Below are 17,801 nucleotides of genomic sequence, written 5' to 3'. Positions count from 1 at the left end.
GTCCGCCACTCGTCAGCAAAGCAGCAAGCTGCTTCCTGTTACCGTTCGACTTGCATGTGTTAGGCCTGCCGCCAGCGTTCAATCTGAGCCATGATCAAACTCTTCAATTTAAAAGTTTGATGCTCAATGAATTAAACTTCGTAATGAATTACGTGTTCACTCTTGAGACTTGGTATTCATTTTTCGTCTTGCGACGTCAAGAATCCGTATCTTCGAGTGCCCACACAGATTGTCTGATAAATTGTTAAAGAGCAGTGCAACGCGGCTTTCGCTCACCGTTGCGAGGTGGCGTATATTACGCTTTCCTCTTTCAGAGTCAACCCTGAATTTCAGGATTTTTCTCTTCAACCGACCGGCTGTTTGTGTGAAGTGATTCACATCCGCCGTGTCGATGGAGGCGCATTATAGGGAGTTCTCTGCTGACCGCAATAGAAAAATTGCAGAAAAATGACTGTTTGCTGCATTCCCCAGCAAAACCCCTGGTTATACCCATTTACGCACAGACTTATCCACATAATGCGCGTTCATTTCCTCGATCTTCTCACTCTGCAAACGATCTTTCAGGTATAAAAGCCGGGCCAGAATTTAAAAAGAAAAATTCGCGAGCGTTGCGCAAACGTTTTCGTTACAATGTCGCCGCAAAACAAGGATGCCCCGTAAGGGGCGTTAGCTGAGTTTTTACGCAAGAATTCACCTAACGCTCTCTGTAATCGTCAAATCCAGGGGATTTACCATGCAACAACGTCGTCCAGTCCGCCGCGCTCTGCTCAGTGTTTCTGACAAGGCCGGTATCATCGAATTCGCCCAGGCACTTTCCGCACGCGGTGTGGAGCTGCTGTCTACGGGGGGCACAGCCCGCCTGTTAGCAGAAAAAGGCCTGCCGGTGACCGAAGTTTCCGATTACACCGGTTTCCCGGAAATGATGGATGGACGCGTAAAGACCCTGCATCCAAAAGTCCACGGCGGCATCCTCGGTCGCCGCGGCCAGGACGATGCCATTATGGAACAGCACCACATCGCCCCTATCGATATGGTTGTCGTTAACCTGTATCCGTTCGCCGAGACCGTAGCACGCGAAGGTTGCTCGCTGGAAGATGCGGTAGAGAACATCGATATCGGTGGCCCAACGATGGTGCGCTCCGCCGCGAAGAACCATAAAGACGTCGCTATCGTGGTGAAGAGCAGCGACTACGACGCCATTATTAAAGAGATGGATGCTAACGAAGGTTCTCTGACCCTCGACACCCGTTTCGATCTCGCGATTAAAGCCTTCGAACACACCGCCGCCTACGACAGCATGATCGCTAACTACTTCGGCAGCATGGTTCCGGCCTACCACGGTGAAAGCAAAGAAGCCGCCGGTCGCTTCCCGCGTACGCTGAATCTGAACTTCATTAAGAAGCAGGATATGCGCTACGGCGAGAACAGCCACCAGCAGGCTGCCTTCTATATAGAAGAGAATGTGAAAGAAGCGTCCGTTGCCACCGCACAACAGGTTCAGGGCAAAGCGCTTTCCTACAACAACATCGCCGATACCGACGCGGCGCTGGAGTGTGTGAAAACGTTCAACGAGCCAGCCTGCGTAATCGTCAAGCACGCTAACCCGTGCGGCGTGGCGGTAAGTACCTCTATTCTCGACGCTTACGATCGCGCCTATAAAACCGACCCGACCTCCGCGTTCGGCGGCATCATCGCCTTTAACCGCGAGCTGGATGCTGAAACCGCGCAGGCCATCATCTCCCGCCAGTTTGTCGAAGTGATCATCGCACCATCTGCGACCGAAGAAGCGCTGAAGATTACTGCCGCTAAACAGAACGTGCGCGTGCTGACCTGCGGCCAGTGGGCACAGCGCGTTCCGGGCCTGGACTTTAAACGCGTTAACGGTGGCCTGCTGGTTCAGGACCGCGACCTGGGTATGGTCACCGAAGGTGAACTGCGCGTGGTCTCTAAACGCCAGCCGACCGAGCAGGAGCTGCGCGATGCGCTGTTCTGCTGGAAAGTCGCAAAATTCGTTAAATCCAACGCTATTGTCTACGCCAAAGAGAACATGACCATCGGTATAGGCGCAGGCCAGATGAGCCGCGTTTACTCCGCCAAAATCGCCGGCATTAAAGCCGGTGATGAAGGCCTGGAAGTGAAAGGTTCCGCCATGGCGTCCGACGCCTTCTTCCCGTTCCGCGATGGCATTGATGCCGCCGCCGCCGTTGGCGTGAGCTGCGTTATCCAGCCTGGCGGTTCTATCCGCGACGAAGAGGTGATTGCCGCTGCCGACGAACACGGCATCGCGATGATCTTCACCGACATGCGCCACTTCCGCCATTAATTCAGGGAGCAGACGATGAAAGTTTTAGTCATTGGTAACGGCGGCCGCGAACACGCGCTGGGCTGGAAAGCGGCACAGTCTCCGCTAGTTGATACCGTTTTTGTCGCACCGGGTAACGCCGGTACCGCACTGGAGCCCGCGTTGCAGAACGTGGCTATCGGCGTCACCGATATTCCGGCGTTGCTGAGCTTTGCCCAGAACGAGAAGATTGACCTGACCATTGTCGGCCCGGAAGCGCCGCTGGTGATTGGCGTGGTCGATGCATTCCGCGCCGCTGGCCTGAAGATCTTCGGGCCAACTGAAGGCGCTGCGCAGCTGGAAGGCTCCAAAGCCTTCACCAAAGATTTCCTTGCGCGTCATCACATCCCGACGGCGGAGTACCAGAACTTCACCGAGATTGAGCCTGCGCTGGCTTACCTGCGCGAGAAAGGCGCGCCGATTGTGATTAAAGCCGACGGTCTGGCCGCCGGTAAAGGCGTTATCGTGGCGATGACGCTCGAAGAAGCGGAAGCCGCCGTTCACGATATGCTGGCCGGTAACGCCTTTGGCGACGCGGGTCACCGCATCGTTATCGAAGAGTTCCTCGACGGCGAGGAAGCGAGTTTTATCGTGATGGTCGACGGCGAGCACGTCCTGCCGATGGCCACCAGCCAGGATCACAAACGCGTGGGCAATGGCGATACCGGCCCGAATACCGGCGGCATGGGGGCTTATTCACCGGCACCGGTGGTGACCGATGAAGTTCACCAGCGCACCATGGAACGCATCATCTGGCCAACCGTGAAAGGCATGGCGGCGGAAGGAAACACCTATACCGGCTTCCTGTATGCCGGTCTGATGATCGACAAACAGGGTAACCCGAAGGTTATCGAGTTCAACTGCCGCTTCGGCGATCCGGAAACCCAGCCGATCATGCTGCGCATGAAGTCGGATCTGGTAGAGCTGTGCCTGGCCGCCTGCGACGGCAAACTGGACGAGAAAACCTCCGAGTGGGACGAACGCGCCTCGCTGGGCGTGGTGATTGCCGCGGGCGGTTATCCGGGCAATTACAATACTGGCGATGAGATCCACGGCCTGCCGCTGGAAGGCGCGGCTGACGGTAAGGTTTTCCACGCCGGAACTAAACTCGCTGATGACAACCGCGTGTTGACCAGCGGCGGCCGCGTACTGTGCGCCACCGCGCTGGGCAACACCGTTGCCGAGGCGCAAAAGCGCGCTTACGCCCTGATGAGCGATATCAGTTGGGACGGCAGCTTTAGCCGTAACGACATCGGCTGGCGAGCTATCGAACGTGAGCAAAACCGCTAACGGCTGAGCTTTGCCAGCAGCGTTTTGCGCGTAATGCCCAACTGACGGGCGGCTTCCGTTTTATTGCCGCCCGTTTTTTCGAGCGCCGCCAGAATCACCTCTTTCTCCACATCGACCAACGGTTGGATTTCGGCGCTGTTTTCCGCTTTTATCGGCGTCGCGGCAATAGCGAGAGGCAATTCGCGTTCAGAAATGTATTCTCCCGTCAGCAACACCACCGCTCGTTCGATAGCGTTTTCCAGCTCACGGATATTGCCCGGCCAGTCGTAGTGGATCAGCAGATCCATCGCCTGCGGCGTAAACCCCTTCACCGCTTTTCGGTTACGTTCGGCAAAACGCCGCAGAAAATGGTCTGCCAGTAGCGGAATATCTTCCCGACGCTGGCGCAAAGAAGGCATTTCAATCGCCACCACATTCAGGCGGTAATAGAGATCCTGGCGAAAACGACCAGCACTCACCTCTTCCGCCAGGTCGCGGTGGGTAGCGGCAATTAACCGAACATCAACAGATATCGTCTGGTTACTTCCCACGCGTTGCACTTCGCGCTCCTGAATCGCCCGCAGCAAACGTACCTGCATTAACGGCGAGATATCGCCGATTTCATCAAGAAACAATGTCCCGCCGTCAGCTTCGACAAAGCGTCCCTCCCGACGTTTATCCGCGCCGGTAAACGCGCCTTTTTCGTGGCCGAACAGCTCGGACTCCAGCAGCGATTCATTAAGCGCGGCGCAGTTGAGCGTGACCAGCGGTCTATCGCTCCTGGCGCTACAGGCGTGTAGCGCCCGCGCCACCAGCTCTTTACCCGTGCCGGAGTCTCCGTGAATCAATACCGTGGCGTCTGATGGTGCGACCATCGCGATTTCATTCAGTAAATGTTGCATCGCCGGACTGCTGCCAATCATGCCAAACTGCGCAGCCGACGCCGATGGCAATTCAGCGCCCGTTTCCCGCGTATGCGCCAACGCCTTTTCCAGCGTCTCCTGCAGACGGTCAAAATCCAGCGGTTTAATTAAATAGTCGAGCGCGCCGGCTTTCAACGCCTCTACCGCCGTTTCCACGCTGGAGAATGCCGTCATAATCAAAATCGGAATGGCGGGATTGAGCGCTTTAATCTCTTTCAGCGTGGCGATACCGTCCATCTCCGCCATACGCACATCGCACAGTACCAGATCAAAGACTTTCTCACGCACCTGAGCCAACGCATCATGCCCACTGTAGGCCAGAGCGACGTTATAGCCCCAGCCCCGAAGCAGCGCCTGTAAAATCGTGCAGTGGCTTACATCATCATCCACAACCAGAATATCGATTTTTCCGCGTATCACCCTTGTTAATCCTGTTGTCTCGCTATCACTGGCAACCAGATAGTAAAGACCGCGCCTTTACCCTCAATACTTTTCACCTTAATCGCGCCGCCATGCTGTTCGATGATATTTTGCACCACCGCCAGCCCCAGGCCTGTCCCGTCAGCTTTGGTCGTAAAATAAGGCGTAAAAATCGCCTCCAGCTGATCCGGGGCGATCCCTTTCCCGCTATCGGTAACAGTGATGATAACGCGGTCGGTCCCACTTTCTTTTGCCTCTACGGTAATCGTTCCCTGGCGGCCAATCGCATGAATAGCGTTCAGGTACAAATTCAACAGCACCTGAGTCAGCCTGTCCGGGTCAGCCTGAATACGCTTAAGCGTCTCATTCGCCGTGAATCTCAACTGAATCTCTCTGCTTTGGGCATCCTGACTGACCAGATTCAGGGAGTGAGTAATAATATCATTGAGGTTAACCGCCTGGAGCGTCAGATGCGCGGGCTTTACCAGTTCGAGCAATTCGCTTACCACCCGGTTCAAACGGTCGGCCTCTTTGGCCATCACCTGCGCCAGTTCATGCGACTCGCCGCCGGCAGGCGTGCGCTCGGCAAAGTATTTCGCCAGCCCTTTGATGGACGAGAGCGGGTTACGAATTTCGTGCGCGACGCCCGCCGCCAGATGCCCCATCGCCACCAGCTTTTCTTTACGCTTCATTGCATCAAGCAGTTCTCTGTGCGAGCGCTGATAACGCTGATGCCAAAAAAACGCCAGTAACGTTGCCAACAGCACCGCCGCTAACGCAGACAAAACAATCAGCGTATTACGCCACTCCCTTGCCTGTGTCGCGGCCAGCTCGCTGGCGTCAAAGGCAATAAAAATAGTTTGTTTCGCTGGTTCGTCGTCATTGGCGCTACGCGCCATGCCGTGCCCCCTCATACCGTGACCTCTCATACCGAAAAGCGGCTGGAACTGACGGTAAATTTCCAGCGCAGGTATCGTCTCGCCGTTAGCAGCAACGTCGACACGCCGCCAACGCTCCTGCGGCCCGGGGTTTAGTTGATGCATTTCAGATGCGGAATAGAGCGATTTGCCCACCATGCCAGGGTTGCTATGAGTGATGATTACCCCCTGCGCATCCGTTACGGCGAACCACAACACGCCTGGCTGACCCGCCATCTCTTCCAGCAATGTCTGCTGCTGCGCGTGATGCATCCGCATTCCCATACCTACTCGCGTGCCGGACTCCAGAGCGCGAATGAGTACATTTCCCTTTTCCAGCAGCGTCTGCCTGGCGGCAGCGCTCTCACGGCCATAGTCGCGAATGACCATAATGGAAAATAGCCCCACCAGAATGAAGATCGCCACAGGTAACAGTCGACTCAACCACGTTGCAGCGGCATCTTTATGTAATCGTATAAAACTCACAGGCTTCCCCGGCTCGTTTTTATTTTCCTTACTTAAGCAGAGATCATGCCATTCTTCGCTCCGCATAACCGCGCGGTGTCGCACACCCTTTCGGATACTATTGGGTAAAAATGACTCGCCAGGCGGGTCATGCGAGTCATTTTTACTCGCTTTTTGCCGCCTGAAGCGGGTTAACTCGCTGCCCGACAAGGAATAGTTACCTGGCACGGAAGATGCAAGAGAGAGGATAAGATGAGCAACAGGAGAACGCAAAATGAAACGGAACAATAAATCAGCTATCGCGCTAATCGCCCTCTCTCTTTTGGCCCTGAGCTCCGGCGCCGCCTTCGCCGGGCATCACTGGGGCAACAATGACGGTATGTGGCAACAGGGAGGTAGCCCGTTAACTACGGAACAGCAGGCGACGGCGCAGAAGATTTATGATGATTACTATACGCAGACCAGCGCGCTGCGCCAGCAACTGATATCCAAACGTTATGAATACAACGCGCTACTGACCGCCAGTTCGCCGGATACTGCGAAAATTAACGCGGTTGCCAAAGAGATGGAGTCATTAGGCCAGAAGTTAGATGAGCAACGCGTGAAACGGGATGTCGCGATGGCGCAGGCTGGCATACCACGCGGCGCAGGAATGGGCTATGGCGGTTGCGGCGGCTATGGCGGCGGTTATCATCGCGGCGGCGGTCATATGGGTATGGGAAACTGGTAAAGCATGTTTGCCGAATGGCGGCTTCGCCATTCGGTATTCCATCAAAAGGTTTTCGCTTGCGGCTGCCAGTGACAGAAATCTGAATTCGCCACCAGCAAAAGTTGCGATCCTTCCGGCGCCTCCAGCCATGCTACGCTCACCTCTACCGATGAGTGGTTCTGGCGGCGCTCAATGTGGCTTATTGCCCAGGAATCCAGATCCGGTTTCAGCGTTTCACCTTCACAGGTGGTTACCGTATGGTCGGCGTGCCAGCGTCCCTGGCGTAGTATGACCCGCCCCAGGCGCAAGGCGTCACTGGTCTGACGGATTTGTTCGGCGCGATAGCGATACAAGGCAATCTGATCGTTGGAAAGCTGCTGCTTCTGCCCCCCGACTTCACGCTGCATAAAACTGAGTTCGCCATGAGCGTCGAAACGCGCGCGAATATGTTCTGGCGGTTTGCTGTAAATATTGAGTTCAATAAGCGAAAGCGTATCACCCTGCCAACGATATTCGCTGGTCGTCGTGCTGCCGCTATGCCACGGGCTAAAAACAGAAAGCAGATGGACTTCATCGTTCGTATCTTTACGCCAGATACGCACCGCGCCGTGATCGCCGGCAAAGCCGCTGGCAGTAAACGGAGGCGGTGAAGCGTTATGACTGCAGGCAGTCAGCAACAGCGCGCCAGAAAACAGAAACGCGCGACGCCAGACGGACAAAAGGGGCTGATAAGCCCCTTCGATAAAACTGTTCACAGTTACGCGTCTTACTTAACTGCGTCTTTCAGAGCTTTACCAGAAACAAACGCCGGTACGTTAGCGGCGGCGATTTTGATTTCTTTACCGGTCTGTGGGTTACGGCCAGTGCGCTCAGCACGGTGGTTCACTTTGAAGGTACCGAAACCAACCAGTTGTACAGCATCGCCTTCTTTCAGAGACTCAGTAATAGCAGCCAGAGTGGATTCCAGAGCAGCTTTAGCCTGGGTTTTGGACAGTTCTGCTTTGTCTGCAATTACATCAATCAGTTGAGTCTTGTTCATAAGTTATCCTTACAATGTGTTTATCGCTTGCTAAGCATCGAGTGCGACGGAAATGCCAGAAAAGCACTCTCCTGCATACACGCACCGATAGCCACTTTTTTTCGCCTCCCAAATGTAGACCAGACGGGGGGCATAAGGGAAGCCTTATGGCACGACAAATCAGACGTTAAATCACGTTTTCTGGTGTCATTGCTGAAAATTTATACCGATATTGCTCTCACCAGCCTCGCGCAGGTCTGCCCTGAGCCCTTTTATCAGTTCAATATCGCGTTCTTCGCAGTCGGCTAAAAGTCGGAATATTTCCCACTGAATATCCCATTCCTGTTCAACGGCAGGGTTCGTTTTGAGCTCCTCATCGGTCATTTCCCGACCAGCCTGAGTCATTTCCAACATCGCCACCGTAGTAATGGAAGTCTTACTAACCTCAATAGCGTGTTCCAGCGTTTCGCCGCTAAGACGAGAATGCATTAATTCGCTTAATGCGACGCAGGCATCAATCGCCGGGTAAACGCCGTACAGATCATAGTCGTCAGCTGCCGGAATTGCCTCTTCAAACTTCTCCAGTTGGCTATCGAAATTGACCTTTGCATCTTTCACCGTCAGGGTTTCCCAGATCAGATCCAGAATGCGACGGTAGATCTGTCCGTCGCCGAATTCCGTCTGCTTGCAAAACATGGCGTAGTTCGGGTACATGCGCTCGCACAAGCAGGCCATAAAGGTAACGTGCTGCCAGCTTTCCAGCCGCTCCAGACGCAAATGAATCGGGTTTTGTAACATGATGGAATCTCGAATCGGAAATTAGCGGCAGTTTACCTGAATCAGCGCTGAATTTCTTGCCAACGAACAAACGCCGGACGCCCGGAAGCGACGGCATCCGCCCAGCGCGTCGGCTCTGGCAGGCGATACCCTTTCATACAGCGCTGTACCCACGCCAGCGCGCTGTCAGTACTGACCCGGTGCCCCGTCGCGATAAACAGCGGATTACAGCGCGCCTTGCTGCGCCATACCCACGCCAGTTGCTCGCCTTTATCCATTAAGGGGCTAAGTGCACCAGGTTCGGCGGAAAGTGGCTCAAATTTACCGCATAGCCGTTTTTTCGCTACGCCGATGGTCGGCACGTCCACCAACAGTCCAAAATGACTGGCGACGCCAAGCCGACGCGGATGCGAAATACCGTGACCGTCCACAAACAGCAAATCGGGCTTTTGCGAGAGCTGTTCCCACGCCGCCAGCAGCGCAGGATATTCACGAAAAGAGAGGAAGCCGGGGATATACGGCATGGTGGTGGCAATACGCGCCACCTTGTACTCGACCAGTTCAAGCGACGGATATTTCAGCAACACCATCGCCGCCCGCGTCACCTCGCCCCCCTGCTCAAAACCGACGTCCGCCCCGCCGATAAACGCTGGCGGATCTTTGTCCAACCGATCTTCGCGGCAAACCGATGAAGCAAGTTCTATCTGTTGAGCGCGTAGCGACGCGAGATCCATACTAACTCCTTAGCTGTGATACTGCGCAGAAAGTCGGTGCACTGCCTCCACAAATGCGCCAGCATGTTCTGGCGGCACATCCTGATGGATGCCATGTCCAAGGTTAAAGACGTGCCCTTCTCCCTGACCGAAACCAGCAAGTATAGTCGCTACTTCGTCTTCGATCCGTGCCGGCGGCGCATACAGCATCGAGGGGTCCATATTGCCCTGCAGCGCCACTTTATGGCCAACGCGACGGCGCGCATCGGCGATATCTGTCGTCCAGTCGAGACCCAGCGCGTCGCAGCCGGTTTCCGCCATCGTCTCCAGCCACTGACCGCCACCTTTAGTGAACAGCGTTACCGGCACGCGGCGACCGTCGTTTTCACGCAGCAGGCCATCGACGATTTTATGCATGTAGTAGAGGGAGAATTGCTGGTAATCGCGGCCAGTCAGCACGCCGCCCCAGGTATCGAAAATCATCACCGACTGCGCACCCGCTTTAATCTGCGCGTTGAGGTACAGCGTGACGCTTTTCGCCAACTTATCCAGCAGCAGATGCAACGCCTGCGGGTCAGCGTACATCATCTTTTTAATCACCGTGAAGGCTTTGCTACTGCCGCCTTCCACCATGTAAGTTGCCAGCGTCCACGGGCTGCCGGAGAAGCCGATCAGCGGAACCTCGCCTTTTAGTTCGCGGCGAATCGTACGCACCGCATTCATCACGTAGCCCAGTTCATCCTCCGGATCGGGAATGGGCAACTTATCGACATCGGCTTTGCAGGTGACAGGGGCCGTAAAGCGCGGGCCTTCCCCGGCTTCAAAATAGAGCCCCAGGCCCATCGCGTCCGGAATCGTCAGGATATCCGAGAAAAGGATCGCCGCATCAAGCGGATAACGGCGCAGCGGCTGTAAAGTGACCTCGCAGGCCAGTTCGGCATTTTTGCACAGCGACATAAAATCGCCCGCCTGAGCGCGAGTGGCTTTGTACTCCGGTAGATAACGGCCCGCCTGGCGCATCATCCACACTGGCGTAACATCAACGGGCTGGCGCAGCAGCGCACGTAGATAACGATCGTTTTTGAGTTCGGTCATTTTTACATTCCTTTAGCGTTGATGCGCCCAGTGTAACATGTCAATCATATTCAGCCCGACACATTGCCACCGTATCTTCGATCAAACGGCGCGCGACGGTGCCCGGCGGCGGTAGTAGCGGCAGATCGTCATAACGGTACCAATTTGCTTCCAACAGTTCTTTCGGGTCGATGACAATCTCGCCGCTGTCATACTCCGCCATAAAAGCGGTCATCAACGACTGCGGAAAAGGCCACGGCTGCGAAGTAATGTAGCGCAGATTTTTCACCTTAATGCCGCTCTCCTCCATCACTTCACGCGCGACCGCCTGCTCCAGGGTTTCGCCGACTTCAACAAACCCGGCCAGCACGGTATGCACGCCGTTGCGGTGGCGAACGTGCCGGGCAAGGAGGATCGAATCCTCACGGCGAATGGCAACAATAATGCAGGGGGCGATTTGCGGATAGTAGCGTTCGCGGCAATGGCTGCACAGCATCGCCCATTCGGTTTTACTCGGGTGCATAGGGTGCCCGCAATAGCCGCAAAATTTATGCGATCGGTAAAACTCCGCCAACTGTACGCCACGTCCCGCCAGTTGGAACAGCCCTGCATCCTGATCGATAACCTGGCGAACCGATCCCATATCATGGCGTCGATGCTGTAACACCAGCCAGACGGGCTCGCCTTGCCATTCACCTATCCGGAGTGCGCGCTGCCCCACAAGATCGAAATTTGCTGCCAGCCCGTGTGGTAATTCCCCATACGGCAACCATAATTTTTGTTCATGGCTGACGATCCACCAGCCACTCTCTAATTTTTCAATTATACGATCCATAGCTATTGCACTACCTTTGCTTCACTGGCATGTTGTTAACATTATTTTTACATTCATGGCGAGCAGCCTTTATCTAACTTGCGGAGACAATCATGCTAAACCAGCTGGAAAACCTGACGGAGCGCGTTGGCGGAAGCAACAAACTGGTCGATCGCTGGCTGGATGTACGTAAGCACCTGCTCGTGGCTTACTACAATCTGGTTGGCATTAAGCCTGGCAAAGAATCGTACATGCGGCTGAATGAAAAAGCGCTGGATGATTTTTGTCAGAGCCTGGTCGATTACCTTTCCGCCGGGCACTTCAGTATTTATGAACGTATTCTCCATAAATTGGAAGGAAACGGTCAGCTTTTACATGCGGCAAAAATTTGGCCGCTGCTGGAAGATAATACGCAGCGCATTATGGATTATTACGACACCAGCCTGGAAACTGCCATCGATCACGATAATTGTCTCGAATTTCAACAAGCTCTGTCAGATATCGGCGAAGCGCTGGAAGCCCGCTTTGTGCTGGAAGACAAGCTGATTATGCTGGTGTTTGATGCGATGCACGACGACGCCAGAGTCAAACGTCCCGCTTGAGTTCTGCGCGAGTAACAGGTAGTTTACTTCAGCCCCCTCTTCGGAGGGGCGGTTATCTTGTCGGAGTGCTAATTTTCCACAAAAGCGTTCGTGATGCGTCAAGGCGGCAAGTCGATGAATCTCCATTCACTTACATAAGTAAGTGAATGGAGTGAGCGGACGAAGCCAACGAAGAGGCAGCGCGAAGGATGAAGTGGAAAAGGCTGAGACCGTTAATTCGGGATCCGCGGAACCTGATCAGGTTAATACCTGCGAAGGGAACAAGAGTAATTCTGCTTTATGCTGCTGCCTTTACGGGCGGCGCACATCCATTACTCCATCCGTCGTCTGACAAGCCACGTCCTTAATTTTTTGGAATGAGCTATGTCTACAACAACGTTAACCCGCCGCGAGCAGCGCGCTAAAGCCCAGCATTTTATCGATACGCTGGAAGGGACTGCCTTTCCCAACTCGAAACGCATCTACGTGACCGGTTCGCAGCATGATATTCGCGTACCGATGCGTGAAATTCAACTGAGCCCGACGCTCATCGGCGGCAGTAAAGACAACCCGCAGTTTGAAGAGAACGAAGCCGTGCCGGTGTACGACACCTCCGGCCCCTATGGCGATCCTGAGGTGGCGATTAACGTCCAGCAGGGTCTGGCGAAACTGCGCCAGCCATGGATTGACGCACGTAACGATAGCGAAGAATTAGACGACCGTAGCTCGGCTTATACCAGAGAACGTCTGGCCGACGATGGCCTGGACGATCTGCGTTTTACCGGCCTGCTGACGCCGAAACGCGCCAAAGCGGGCAAGCGCGTCACCCAGTTACACTACGCCCGCCAGGGGATCGTCACTCCCGAAATGGAGTTCATCGCCATCCGTGAAAATATGGGCCGCGAGCGCATTCGCAGTGAAGTACTGCGCCACCAGCATCCGGGGATGAGCTTTGGCGCGCGCCTGCCGGAAAACATTACCCCGGAATTCGTGCGTGATGAAGTCGCCGCGGGCCGCGCGATTATTCCCGCCAACATCAACCACCCGGAATCCGAGCCGATGATTATCGGCCGCAACTTCCTGGTCAAAGTGAATGCCAACATCGGCAACTCGGCGGTGACCTCCTCCATCGAAGAAGAGGTGGAAAAACTGGTGTGGTCGACCCGCTGGGGCGCGGACACGGTAATGGACCTTTCCACCGGCCGCTATATTCACGAAACCCGTGAGTGGATCCTGCGTAACAGCCCGGTACCGATCGGCACCGTCCCGATCTACCAGGCGCTGGAAAAGGTCAACGGGATCGCCGAAGATCTTACCTGGGAAGCGTTCCGCGACACGCTGCTGGAGCAGGCCGAACAGGGCGTCGACTACTTCACCATCCACGCGGGCGTGCTGCTGCGCTACGTGCCGATGACCGCCAAGCGCCTGACCGGCATTGTCTCACGCGGCGGTTCAATCATGGCGAAATGGTGCCTTTCTCATCACAAAGAGAACTTCCTGTTCGAACATTTCCGCGAGATTTGTGAAATCTGCGCCGCCTACGACGTTTCCCTGTCGCTGGGCGACGGCCTGCGTCCCGGCTCCATTCAGGACGCCAACGACGAAGCGCAGTTCTCCGAGCTGCATACGCTGGGCGAATTGACCAAAATCGCCTGGGAATACGACGTGCAGGTGATGATTGAAGGTCCGGGCCACGTACCGATGCATATGATTCAGCGCAACATGACCGAAGAGCTGGAGCACTGCCATGAAGCGCCGTTCTACACCTTAGGGCCGTTGACGACCGATATCGCGCCGGGCTATGACCACTTTACCTCCGGCATTGGTGCCGCGATGATCGGCTGGTTTGGCTGCGCGATGCTATGCTACGTCACACCGAAAGAGCACCTCGGCCTGCCGAACAAAGAAGATGTGAAGCAAGGGCTGATTACCTACAAGATTGCCGCCCACGCCGCGGATTTAGCCAAAGGGCATCCGGGCGCGCAGATTCGCGATAACGCCATGTCGAAAGCGCGCTTCGAATTCCGCTGGGAAGACCAGTTTAACCTCGCGCTCGACCCGTTCACCGCCCGCGCTTATCACGATGAAACCCTGCCACAGGAGTCCGGCAAGATTGCCCACTTCTGCTCCATGTGCGGGCCGAAGTTCTGCTCGATGAAAATCAGCCAGGAAGTACGTGACTACGCCATTGAAGTCGGCATGGCGGATATGTCAGAGAACTTCCGCGCCAAAGGCGGCGAAATTTATCTCAAGCGGGAGGAAGCCTGATGTATCAGCCTGATTTCCCAACCGTGCCGTTCCGTCTCGGGCTTTACCCGGTGGTGGACAGCGTTGCATGGATTGAGCGTCTACTGGAGGCGGGCGTGCGCACGATCCAGTTGCGTATCAAAGATAAACGCGATGAAGAGGTGGAAGCCGACGTTATCGCCGCCATCGCGCTGGGGCGTCGTTATGACGCCCGGCTGTTTATCAACGATTACTGGCGGCTGGCAATTAAGCATCGCGCTTACGGCGTGCATCTGGGTCAGGAAGATCTCGAAACCACTGACCTGAAGGCGATTCAGGCGGCGGGGTTACGCCTGGGCGTATCGACCCACGATGATATGGAGATAGATGTCGCGCTGACCGCTAAGCCTTCTTATATCGCGCTGGGTCATGTCTTCCCCACGCAAACCAAGCAGATGCCCTCCGCCCCACAAGGGCTGGCGCAGTTGGCCAGTCATATTGAACGACTGGCGGATTACCCGACCGTCGCGATCGGCGGCATCAGCCTTGAACGCGCTCCGGCGGTACTGGCGACCGGCGTCGGCAGTATTGCCGTGGTCAGCGCCATCACCCAGGCCGCCGACTGGCGCGCCGCTACGCAACAGTTACTTGCAATCGCAGGAGTCGGCGATGAATGACCATGATTTTATGCGTTATAGCCGCCAGATCCTGCTCGGCGATATCGCGATTGAAGGCCAGCAACAGCTGCTCGATAGCCATGTATTGATTGTTGGCTTAGGCGGATTGGGTTCGCCTGCCGCGCTGTATCTGGCGGGAGCAGGCATCGGCACACTGACGCTGGCGGATGATGACGATGTTCACTTGAGCAATCTCCAGCGGCAAATTCTGTTCACCACCGACGATATCGCCCACCCGAAGGCGCAGGCGGCAAAACTACGGCTGGCGCAGCTCAACCCCGGTAGCGAGCTGATCGTATTGCAACAGCGTCTGACTGGCGATGTGCTTAAAAACGCGGTAGCACGCGCCGACGTAGTGCTCGACTGTACCGATAACATGGCGACGCGCCAGGAGATTAACGCCGCCTGCGTGGCGCTCAACACTCCGTTAATTTCCGCCAGCGCCGTCGGCTTTGGCGGCCAACTGATGGTGCTCACGCCACCGTGGGAACAAGGCTGTTACCGCTGCCTGTGGCCGGACGATGTCGAGCCTGAACGCAACTGCCGTACCGCCGGTATCGTCGGACCGGTTGTTGGCGTGATGGGCACCTTACAGGCGCTGGAAGCGATTAAATTACTCAGCGGTATTGAGACGCCCAGCGGCGAGCTACGCCTGTTTGACGGTAAAACCAGCCAGTGGCGCAGCCTCGCGCTGCGTCGCGCCAGCGGCTGTCCGGTATGCGGAGGGCAGCATGCAAATTCAATTCAATGATGAGCCGATGCAGTGCGCCGCAGGGCAAACCGTCAGCGGGCTGCTTATCCAGCTCAACCAGCTCAAACCGGGCGCAGCGTTGGCGCTCAATCAGCAGATCCTGCCGCGCGAGCAGTGGCAGCAGCAAATCGTGCAGGAAGGCGACCAGATCCTGCTTTTTCACGTTATAGCAGGAGGTTGAGATGTTACGTATTGCCGACAAAGCGTTTAATTCACATCTGTTCACCGGCACAGGGAAGTTTGCCTCATCGCAACTGATGGTCGAGGCAATTCGCGCTTCCGGCAGCCAGTTGGTGACGCTGGCGATGAAGCGCGTGGATTTACGTCAGCACAACGACGCTATCCTGGCGCCGCTCATTGAAGCGGGCGTCACGCTACTGCCCAATACCTCCGGGGCGAAAACCGCCGAAGAGGCAATCTTCGCCGCCCAACTGGCGCGGGAAGCGCTGGGCACAAACTGGTTGAAATTAGAAATCCATCCGGATGCCCGCTGGCTATTGCCGGACCCGATCGAAACGCTAAAAGCCGCCGAGGCGCTGGTGAAGCAGGGTTTTGTGGTGCTGCCCTACTGCGGCGCGGATCCGGTGTTGTGCAAGCGGCTGGAAGAGGTCGGCTGCGCGGCGGTGATGCCGCTCGGCGCGCCTATCGGTTCGAATCAGGGGCTGGAAACCAAAGCGATGCTGGAAATTATTATCCAGCAGACGACCGTGCCGGTGGTGGTTGATGCGGGCATTGGCGTGCCCAGCCATGCCGCTCAAGCTCTGGAAATGGGCGCTGATGCGGTGCTGGTTAACACCGCGATTGCCGTGGCGGACGATCCGGTGATGATGGCAACCGCTTTCCGCCTGGCGGTAGAAGCCGGATTACTGGCGCGTCAGGCAGTGCCGGGTAATCGTAGCACCTACGCCAGCGCCACCAGCCCGCTCACCGGATTTCTGGAGGCCCTGGCATGAAAACCTTCAGCGACCGTTGGCGGCAACTGGAGTGGGATGATATTCGCCTGCGCATCAACGGTAAAACCGCCGCCGACGTGGAGCGCGCGCTAAACGCCGCGCATCTTAGCCGGGACGATTTGATGGCGTTGCTCTCCCCCGCCGCCGCCGATTACCTTGAACCGATGGCGCAGCGGGCGCAAAGGCTGACTCGCCAGCGCTTCGGCAACACCGTCAGTTTCTACGTGCCGCTTTATCTCTCAAACCTCTGTGCCAACGACTGCACCTACTGCGGCTTCTCAATGAGCAACCGCATCAAGCGTAAGACGCTGGATGAGGTGGATATTCAAAGGGAGTGCGATGCTATCCGTAAACTGGGCTTTGAGCATCTGTTGCTGGTGACTGGCGAACATCAGGCCAAAGTAGGAATGGACTATTTTCGCCGTCATTTACCGGCTATCCGCCGTCAATTTTCATCATTACAGATGGAAGTCCAGCCCTTGTCGCAAGAAAACTACGCGGAGCTCAAAACGCTGGGGATCGATGGCGTGATGGTTTATCAGGAAACTTACCATGAGGCAATCTATGCACAGCATCACCTGAAGGGAAAGAAACAGGACTTTTTCTGGCGGCTGGAAACGCCGGATCGGTTAGGCCGGGCAGGTATCGACAAAATCGGTCTTGGCGCGCTAATTGGTCTGTCGGACAACTGGCGGGTGGATTGCTATATGGTGGCGGAGCATCTGTTGTGGATGCAGAAACAGTACTGGCAGAGTCGCTATTCTGTTTCCTTCCCGCGTCTGCGTCCGTGTACTGGCGGTGTGGAACCCGCATCTGTGATGGATGAAAAGCAACTGGTGCAAACGATTTGTGCTTTCCGGTTATTGGCGCCGGAAATTGAATTATCACTCTCCACCCGCGAATCGCCCTGGTTCCGAGACCATGTGATTCCTCTGGCAATCAACAACGTCAGCGCCTTCTCAAAAACCCAGCCCGGCGGCTACGCTGACGATCATCCGGAACTGGAGCAGTTTTCTCCCCACGATGCCCGTCGGCCTGAAACCGTAGCAAGCGCGTTAAGCGCGCAAGGGTTACAGCCCGTGTGGAAAGACTGGGACAGTTGGCTGGGGCGCGCTTCGCAAACGCGGTGAACCCGTATGTAAACGCATTAGTATTTCACGAACGAGTACGTAA

At 55.8% G+C, this 17,801-nt stretch carries 18 protein-coding genes, 1 rRNA gene and 1 riboswitch; of the genes, 10 read left to right on the top strand and 9 right to left on the bottom strand.

Annotation, left to right across the window (positions count from 1 at the left end):
* Positions 1 to 110, bottom strand: a 16S ribosomal RNA gene (locus ABVN36_RS23675); the annotation flags it as partial.
* A 623-nt stretch (positions 111 to 733) separates the two neighbouring features.
* Between ABVN36_RS23675 and purH the strand changes: the two genes are divergently transcribed.
* Both purH and purD read left to right on the top strand, forming a co-directional pair.
* Entirely contained in the window at positions 734 to 2,323 is a 1,590-nt protein-coding gene (gene purH / locus ABVN36_RS23670) for a bifunctional phosphoribosylaminoimidazolecarboxamide formyltransferase/IMP cyclohydrolase (RefSeq protein WP_023138013.1), read from the top strand.
* Between the two features lie 15 nt (positions 2,324 to 2,338).
* The gene (gene purD, locus ABVN36_RS23665) at positions 2,339 to 3,631 is read left to right on the top strand and encodes a phosphoribosylamine--glycine ligase (protein WP_023138014.1); all 1,293 of its coding nucleotides are present in this window, start codon (positions 2,339 to 2,341) and stop codon (positions 3,629 to 3,631) included.
* Here purD and zraR read toward each other — a convergent pair.
* Positions 3,628 to 4,953, bottom strand: coding sequence for a sigma-54-dependent response regulator transcription factor ZraR (gene zraR, locus ABVN36_RS23660; protein WP_023138015.1), 1,326 nt, complete (start codon positions 4,951 to 4,953; stop codon positions 3,628 to 3,630). The two genes, purD and zraR, sit on opposite strands and share 4 nt — an antisense overlap.
* 5 nt (positions 4,954 to 4,958) lie before the next feature.
* Entirely contained in the window at positions 4,959 to 6,356 is a 1,398-nt protein-coding gene (gene zraS, locus ABVN36_RS23655; protein WP_023138016.1) for a two-component system sensor histidine kinase ZraS, read from the bottom strand.
* Positions 6,357 to 6,609: 253 nt separating this feature from the next.
* Between zraS and zraP the strand changes: the two genes are divergently transcribed.
* A complete protein-coding gene (gene zraP, locus ABVN36_RS23650) occupies positions 6,610 to 7,065 on the top strand; it encodes a zinc resistance sensor/chaperone ZraP (protein WP_000828129.1) in 456 nt (151 codons plus the stop codon).
* Positions 7,066 to 7,106: 41 nt separating this feature from the next.
* Here zraP and ABVN36_RS23645 read toward each other — a convergent pair whose 3' ends face one another.
* The 6 genes from ABVN36_RS23645 to nudC form a co-directional block, all read right to left on the bottom strand.
* Complete coding sequence (locus ABVN36_RS23645; protein ID WP_001083940.1) at positions 7,107 to 7,799, bottom strand: DUF1481 domain-containing protein; 693 nt, start codon at positions 7,797 to 7,799, stop codon at positions 7,107 to 7,109.
* A gap of 11 nt (positions 7,800 to 7,810) precedes the next feature.
* Complete coding sequence (hupA, locus tag ABVN36_RS23640) at positions 7,811 to 8,083, bottom strand: nucleoid-associated protein HU-alpha (protein ID WP_001044509.1); 273 nt, start codon at positions 8,081 to 8,083, stop codon at positions 7,811 to 7,813.
* Positions 8,084 to 8,269: 186 nt separating this feature from the next.
* The gene (locus tag ABVN36_RS23635) at positions 8,270 to 8,860 is read right to left on the bottom strand and encodes a YjaG family protein (protein WP_000940092.1); all 591 of its coding nucleotides are present in this window, start codon (positions 8,858 to 8,860) and stop codon (positions 8,270 to 8,272) included.
* Between the two features lie 41 nt (positions 8,861 to 8,901).
* Positions 8,902 to 9,573 (bottom strand): deoxyribonuclease V, encoded by a 672-nt coding sequence (nfi, locus tag ABVN36_RS23630; protein ID WP_000362359.1) that lies wholly within the window; start codon positions 9,571 to 9,573, stop codon positions 8,902 to 8,904.
* Positions 9,574 to 9,582: 9 nt separating this feature from the next.
* Positions 9,583 to 10,647, bottom strand: coding sequence for a uroporphyrinogen decarboxylase (gene hemE, locus ABVN36_RS23625; protein WP_023138017.1), 1,065 nt, complete (start codon positions 10,645 to 10,647; stop codon positions 9,583 to 9,585).
* Positions 10,648 to 10,687: 40 nt separating this feature from the next.
* Positions 10,688 to 11,461: an NAD(+) diphosphatase gene (gene nudC / locus ABVN36_RS23620; protein ID WP_001650853.1), complete on the bottom strand. Its 774-nt coding sequence runs from the start codon at positions 11,459 to 11,461 to the stop codon at positions 10,688 to 10,690.
* 92 nt (positions 11,462 to 11,553) lie between these two features.
* On the opposite strand from nudC, the gene ABVN36_RS23615 reads away from it, so the two are divergent.
* The 7 genes from ABVN36_RS23615 to thiH all read left to right on the top strand — a co-directional run bounded on the left by ABVN36_RS23615 (position 11,554) and on the right by thiH (position 17,758).
* On the top strand, positions 11,554 to 12,042 hold the full coding sequence (locus ABVN36_RS23615) for an Rsd/AlgQ family anti-sigma factor (protein WP_000934314.1): 489 nt from the start codon (positions 11,554 to 11,556) through the stop codon (positions 12,040 to 12,042).
* Between the two features lie 51 nt (positions 12,043 to 12,093).
* Positions 12,094 to 12,319, top strand: a riboswitch (TPP riboswitch).
* 86 nt (positions 12,320 to 12,405) lie between these two features.
* A complete protein-coding gene (gene thiC, locus ABVN36_RS23610; RefSeq protein ID WP_023138018.1) occupies positions 12,406 to 14,289 on the top strand; it encodes a phosphomethylpyrimidine synthase ThiC in 1,884 nt (627 codons plus the stop codon).
* Positions 14,289 to 14,924: a thiamine phosphate synthase gene (thiE, locus tag ABVN36_RS23605; protein ID WP_023138019.1), complete on the top strand. Its 636-nt coding sequence runs from the start codon at positions 14,289 to 14,291 to the stop codon at positions 14,922 to 14,924. Before thiC ends, thiE begins: the two co-directional genes overlap by 1 nt.
* The gene (locus tag ABVN36_RS23600; protein WP_023138020.1) at positions 14,917 to 15,675 is read left to right on the top strand and encodes a HesA/MoeB/ThiF family protein; all 759 of its coding nucleotides are present in this window, start codon (positions 14,917 to 14,919) and stop codon (positions 15,673 to 15,675) included. The genes thiE and ABVN36_RS23600 overlap by 8 nt, the downstream gene beginning before the upstream one ends.
* The gene (thiS, locus tag ABVN36_RS23595; RefSeq protein ID WP_023138021.1) at positions 15,656 to 15,856 is read left to right on the top strand and encodes a sulfur carrier protein ThiS; all 201 of its coding nucleotides are present in this window, start codon (positions 15,656 to 15,658) and stop codon (positions 15,854 to 15,856) included. Before ABVN36_RS23600 ends, thiS begins: the two co-directional genes overlap by 20 nt.
* A 1-nt stretch (position 15,857) precedes the next feature.
* Entirely contained in the window at positions 15,858 to 16,628 is a 771-nt protein-coding gene (gene thiG, locus ABVN36_RS23590) for a thiazole synthase (RefSeq protein ID WP_023138022.1), read from the top strand.
* Positions 16,625 to 17,758 carry a 2-iminoacetate synthase ThiH gene (thiH, locus tag ABVN36_RS23585; protein WP_023138023.1) on the top strand — a complete coding sequence of 378 codons (1,134 nt, stop codon included), beginning with the start codon at positions 16,625 to 16,627 and terminating at the stop codon, positions 17,756 to 17,758. The genes thiG and thiH overlap by 4 nt, the downstream gene beginning before the upstream one ends.
* Positions 17,759 to 17,801 lie beyond the last annotated feature (43 nt).

Source organism: Salmonella sp. SJTUF15581, assembly GCF_043356775.1.
In the GTDB taxonomy this organism is placed as follows: Bacteria; Pseudomonadota; Gammaproteobacteria; order Enterobacterales; family Enterobacteriaceae; genus Salmonella; species Salmonella enterica.
Note: the sequence above shows the minus strand (reverse complement) of the source record. Positions and strands in the feature narration are given on the sequence as shown.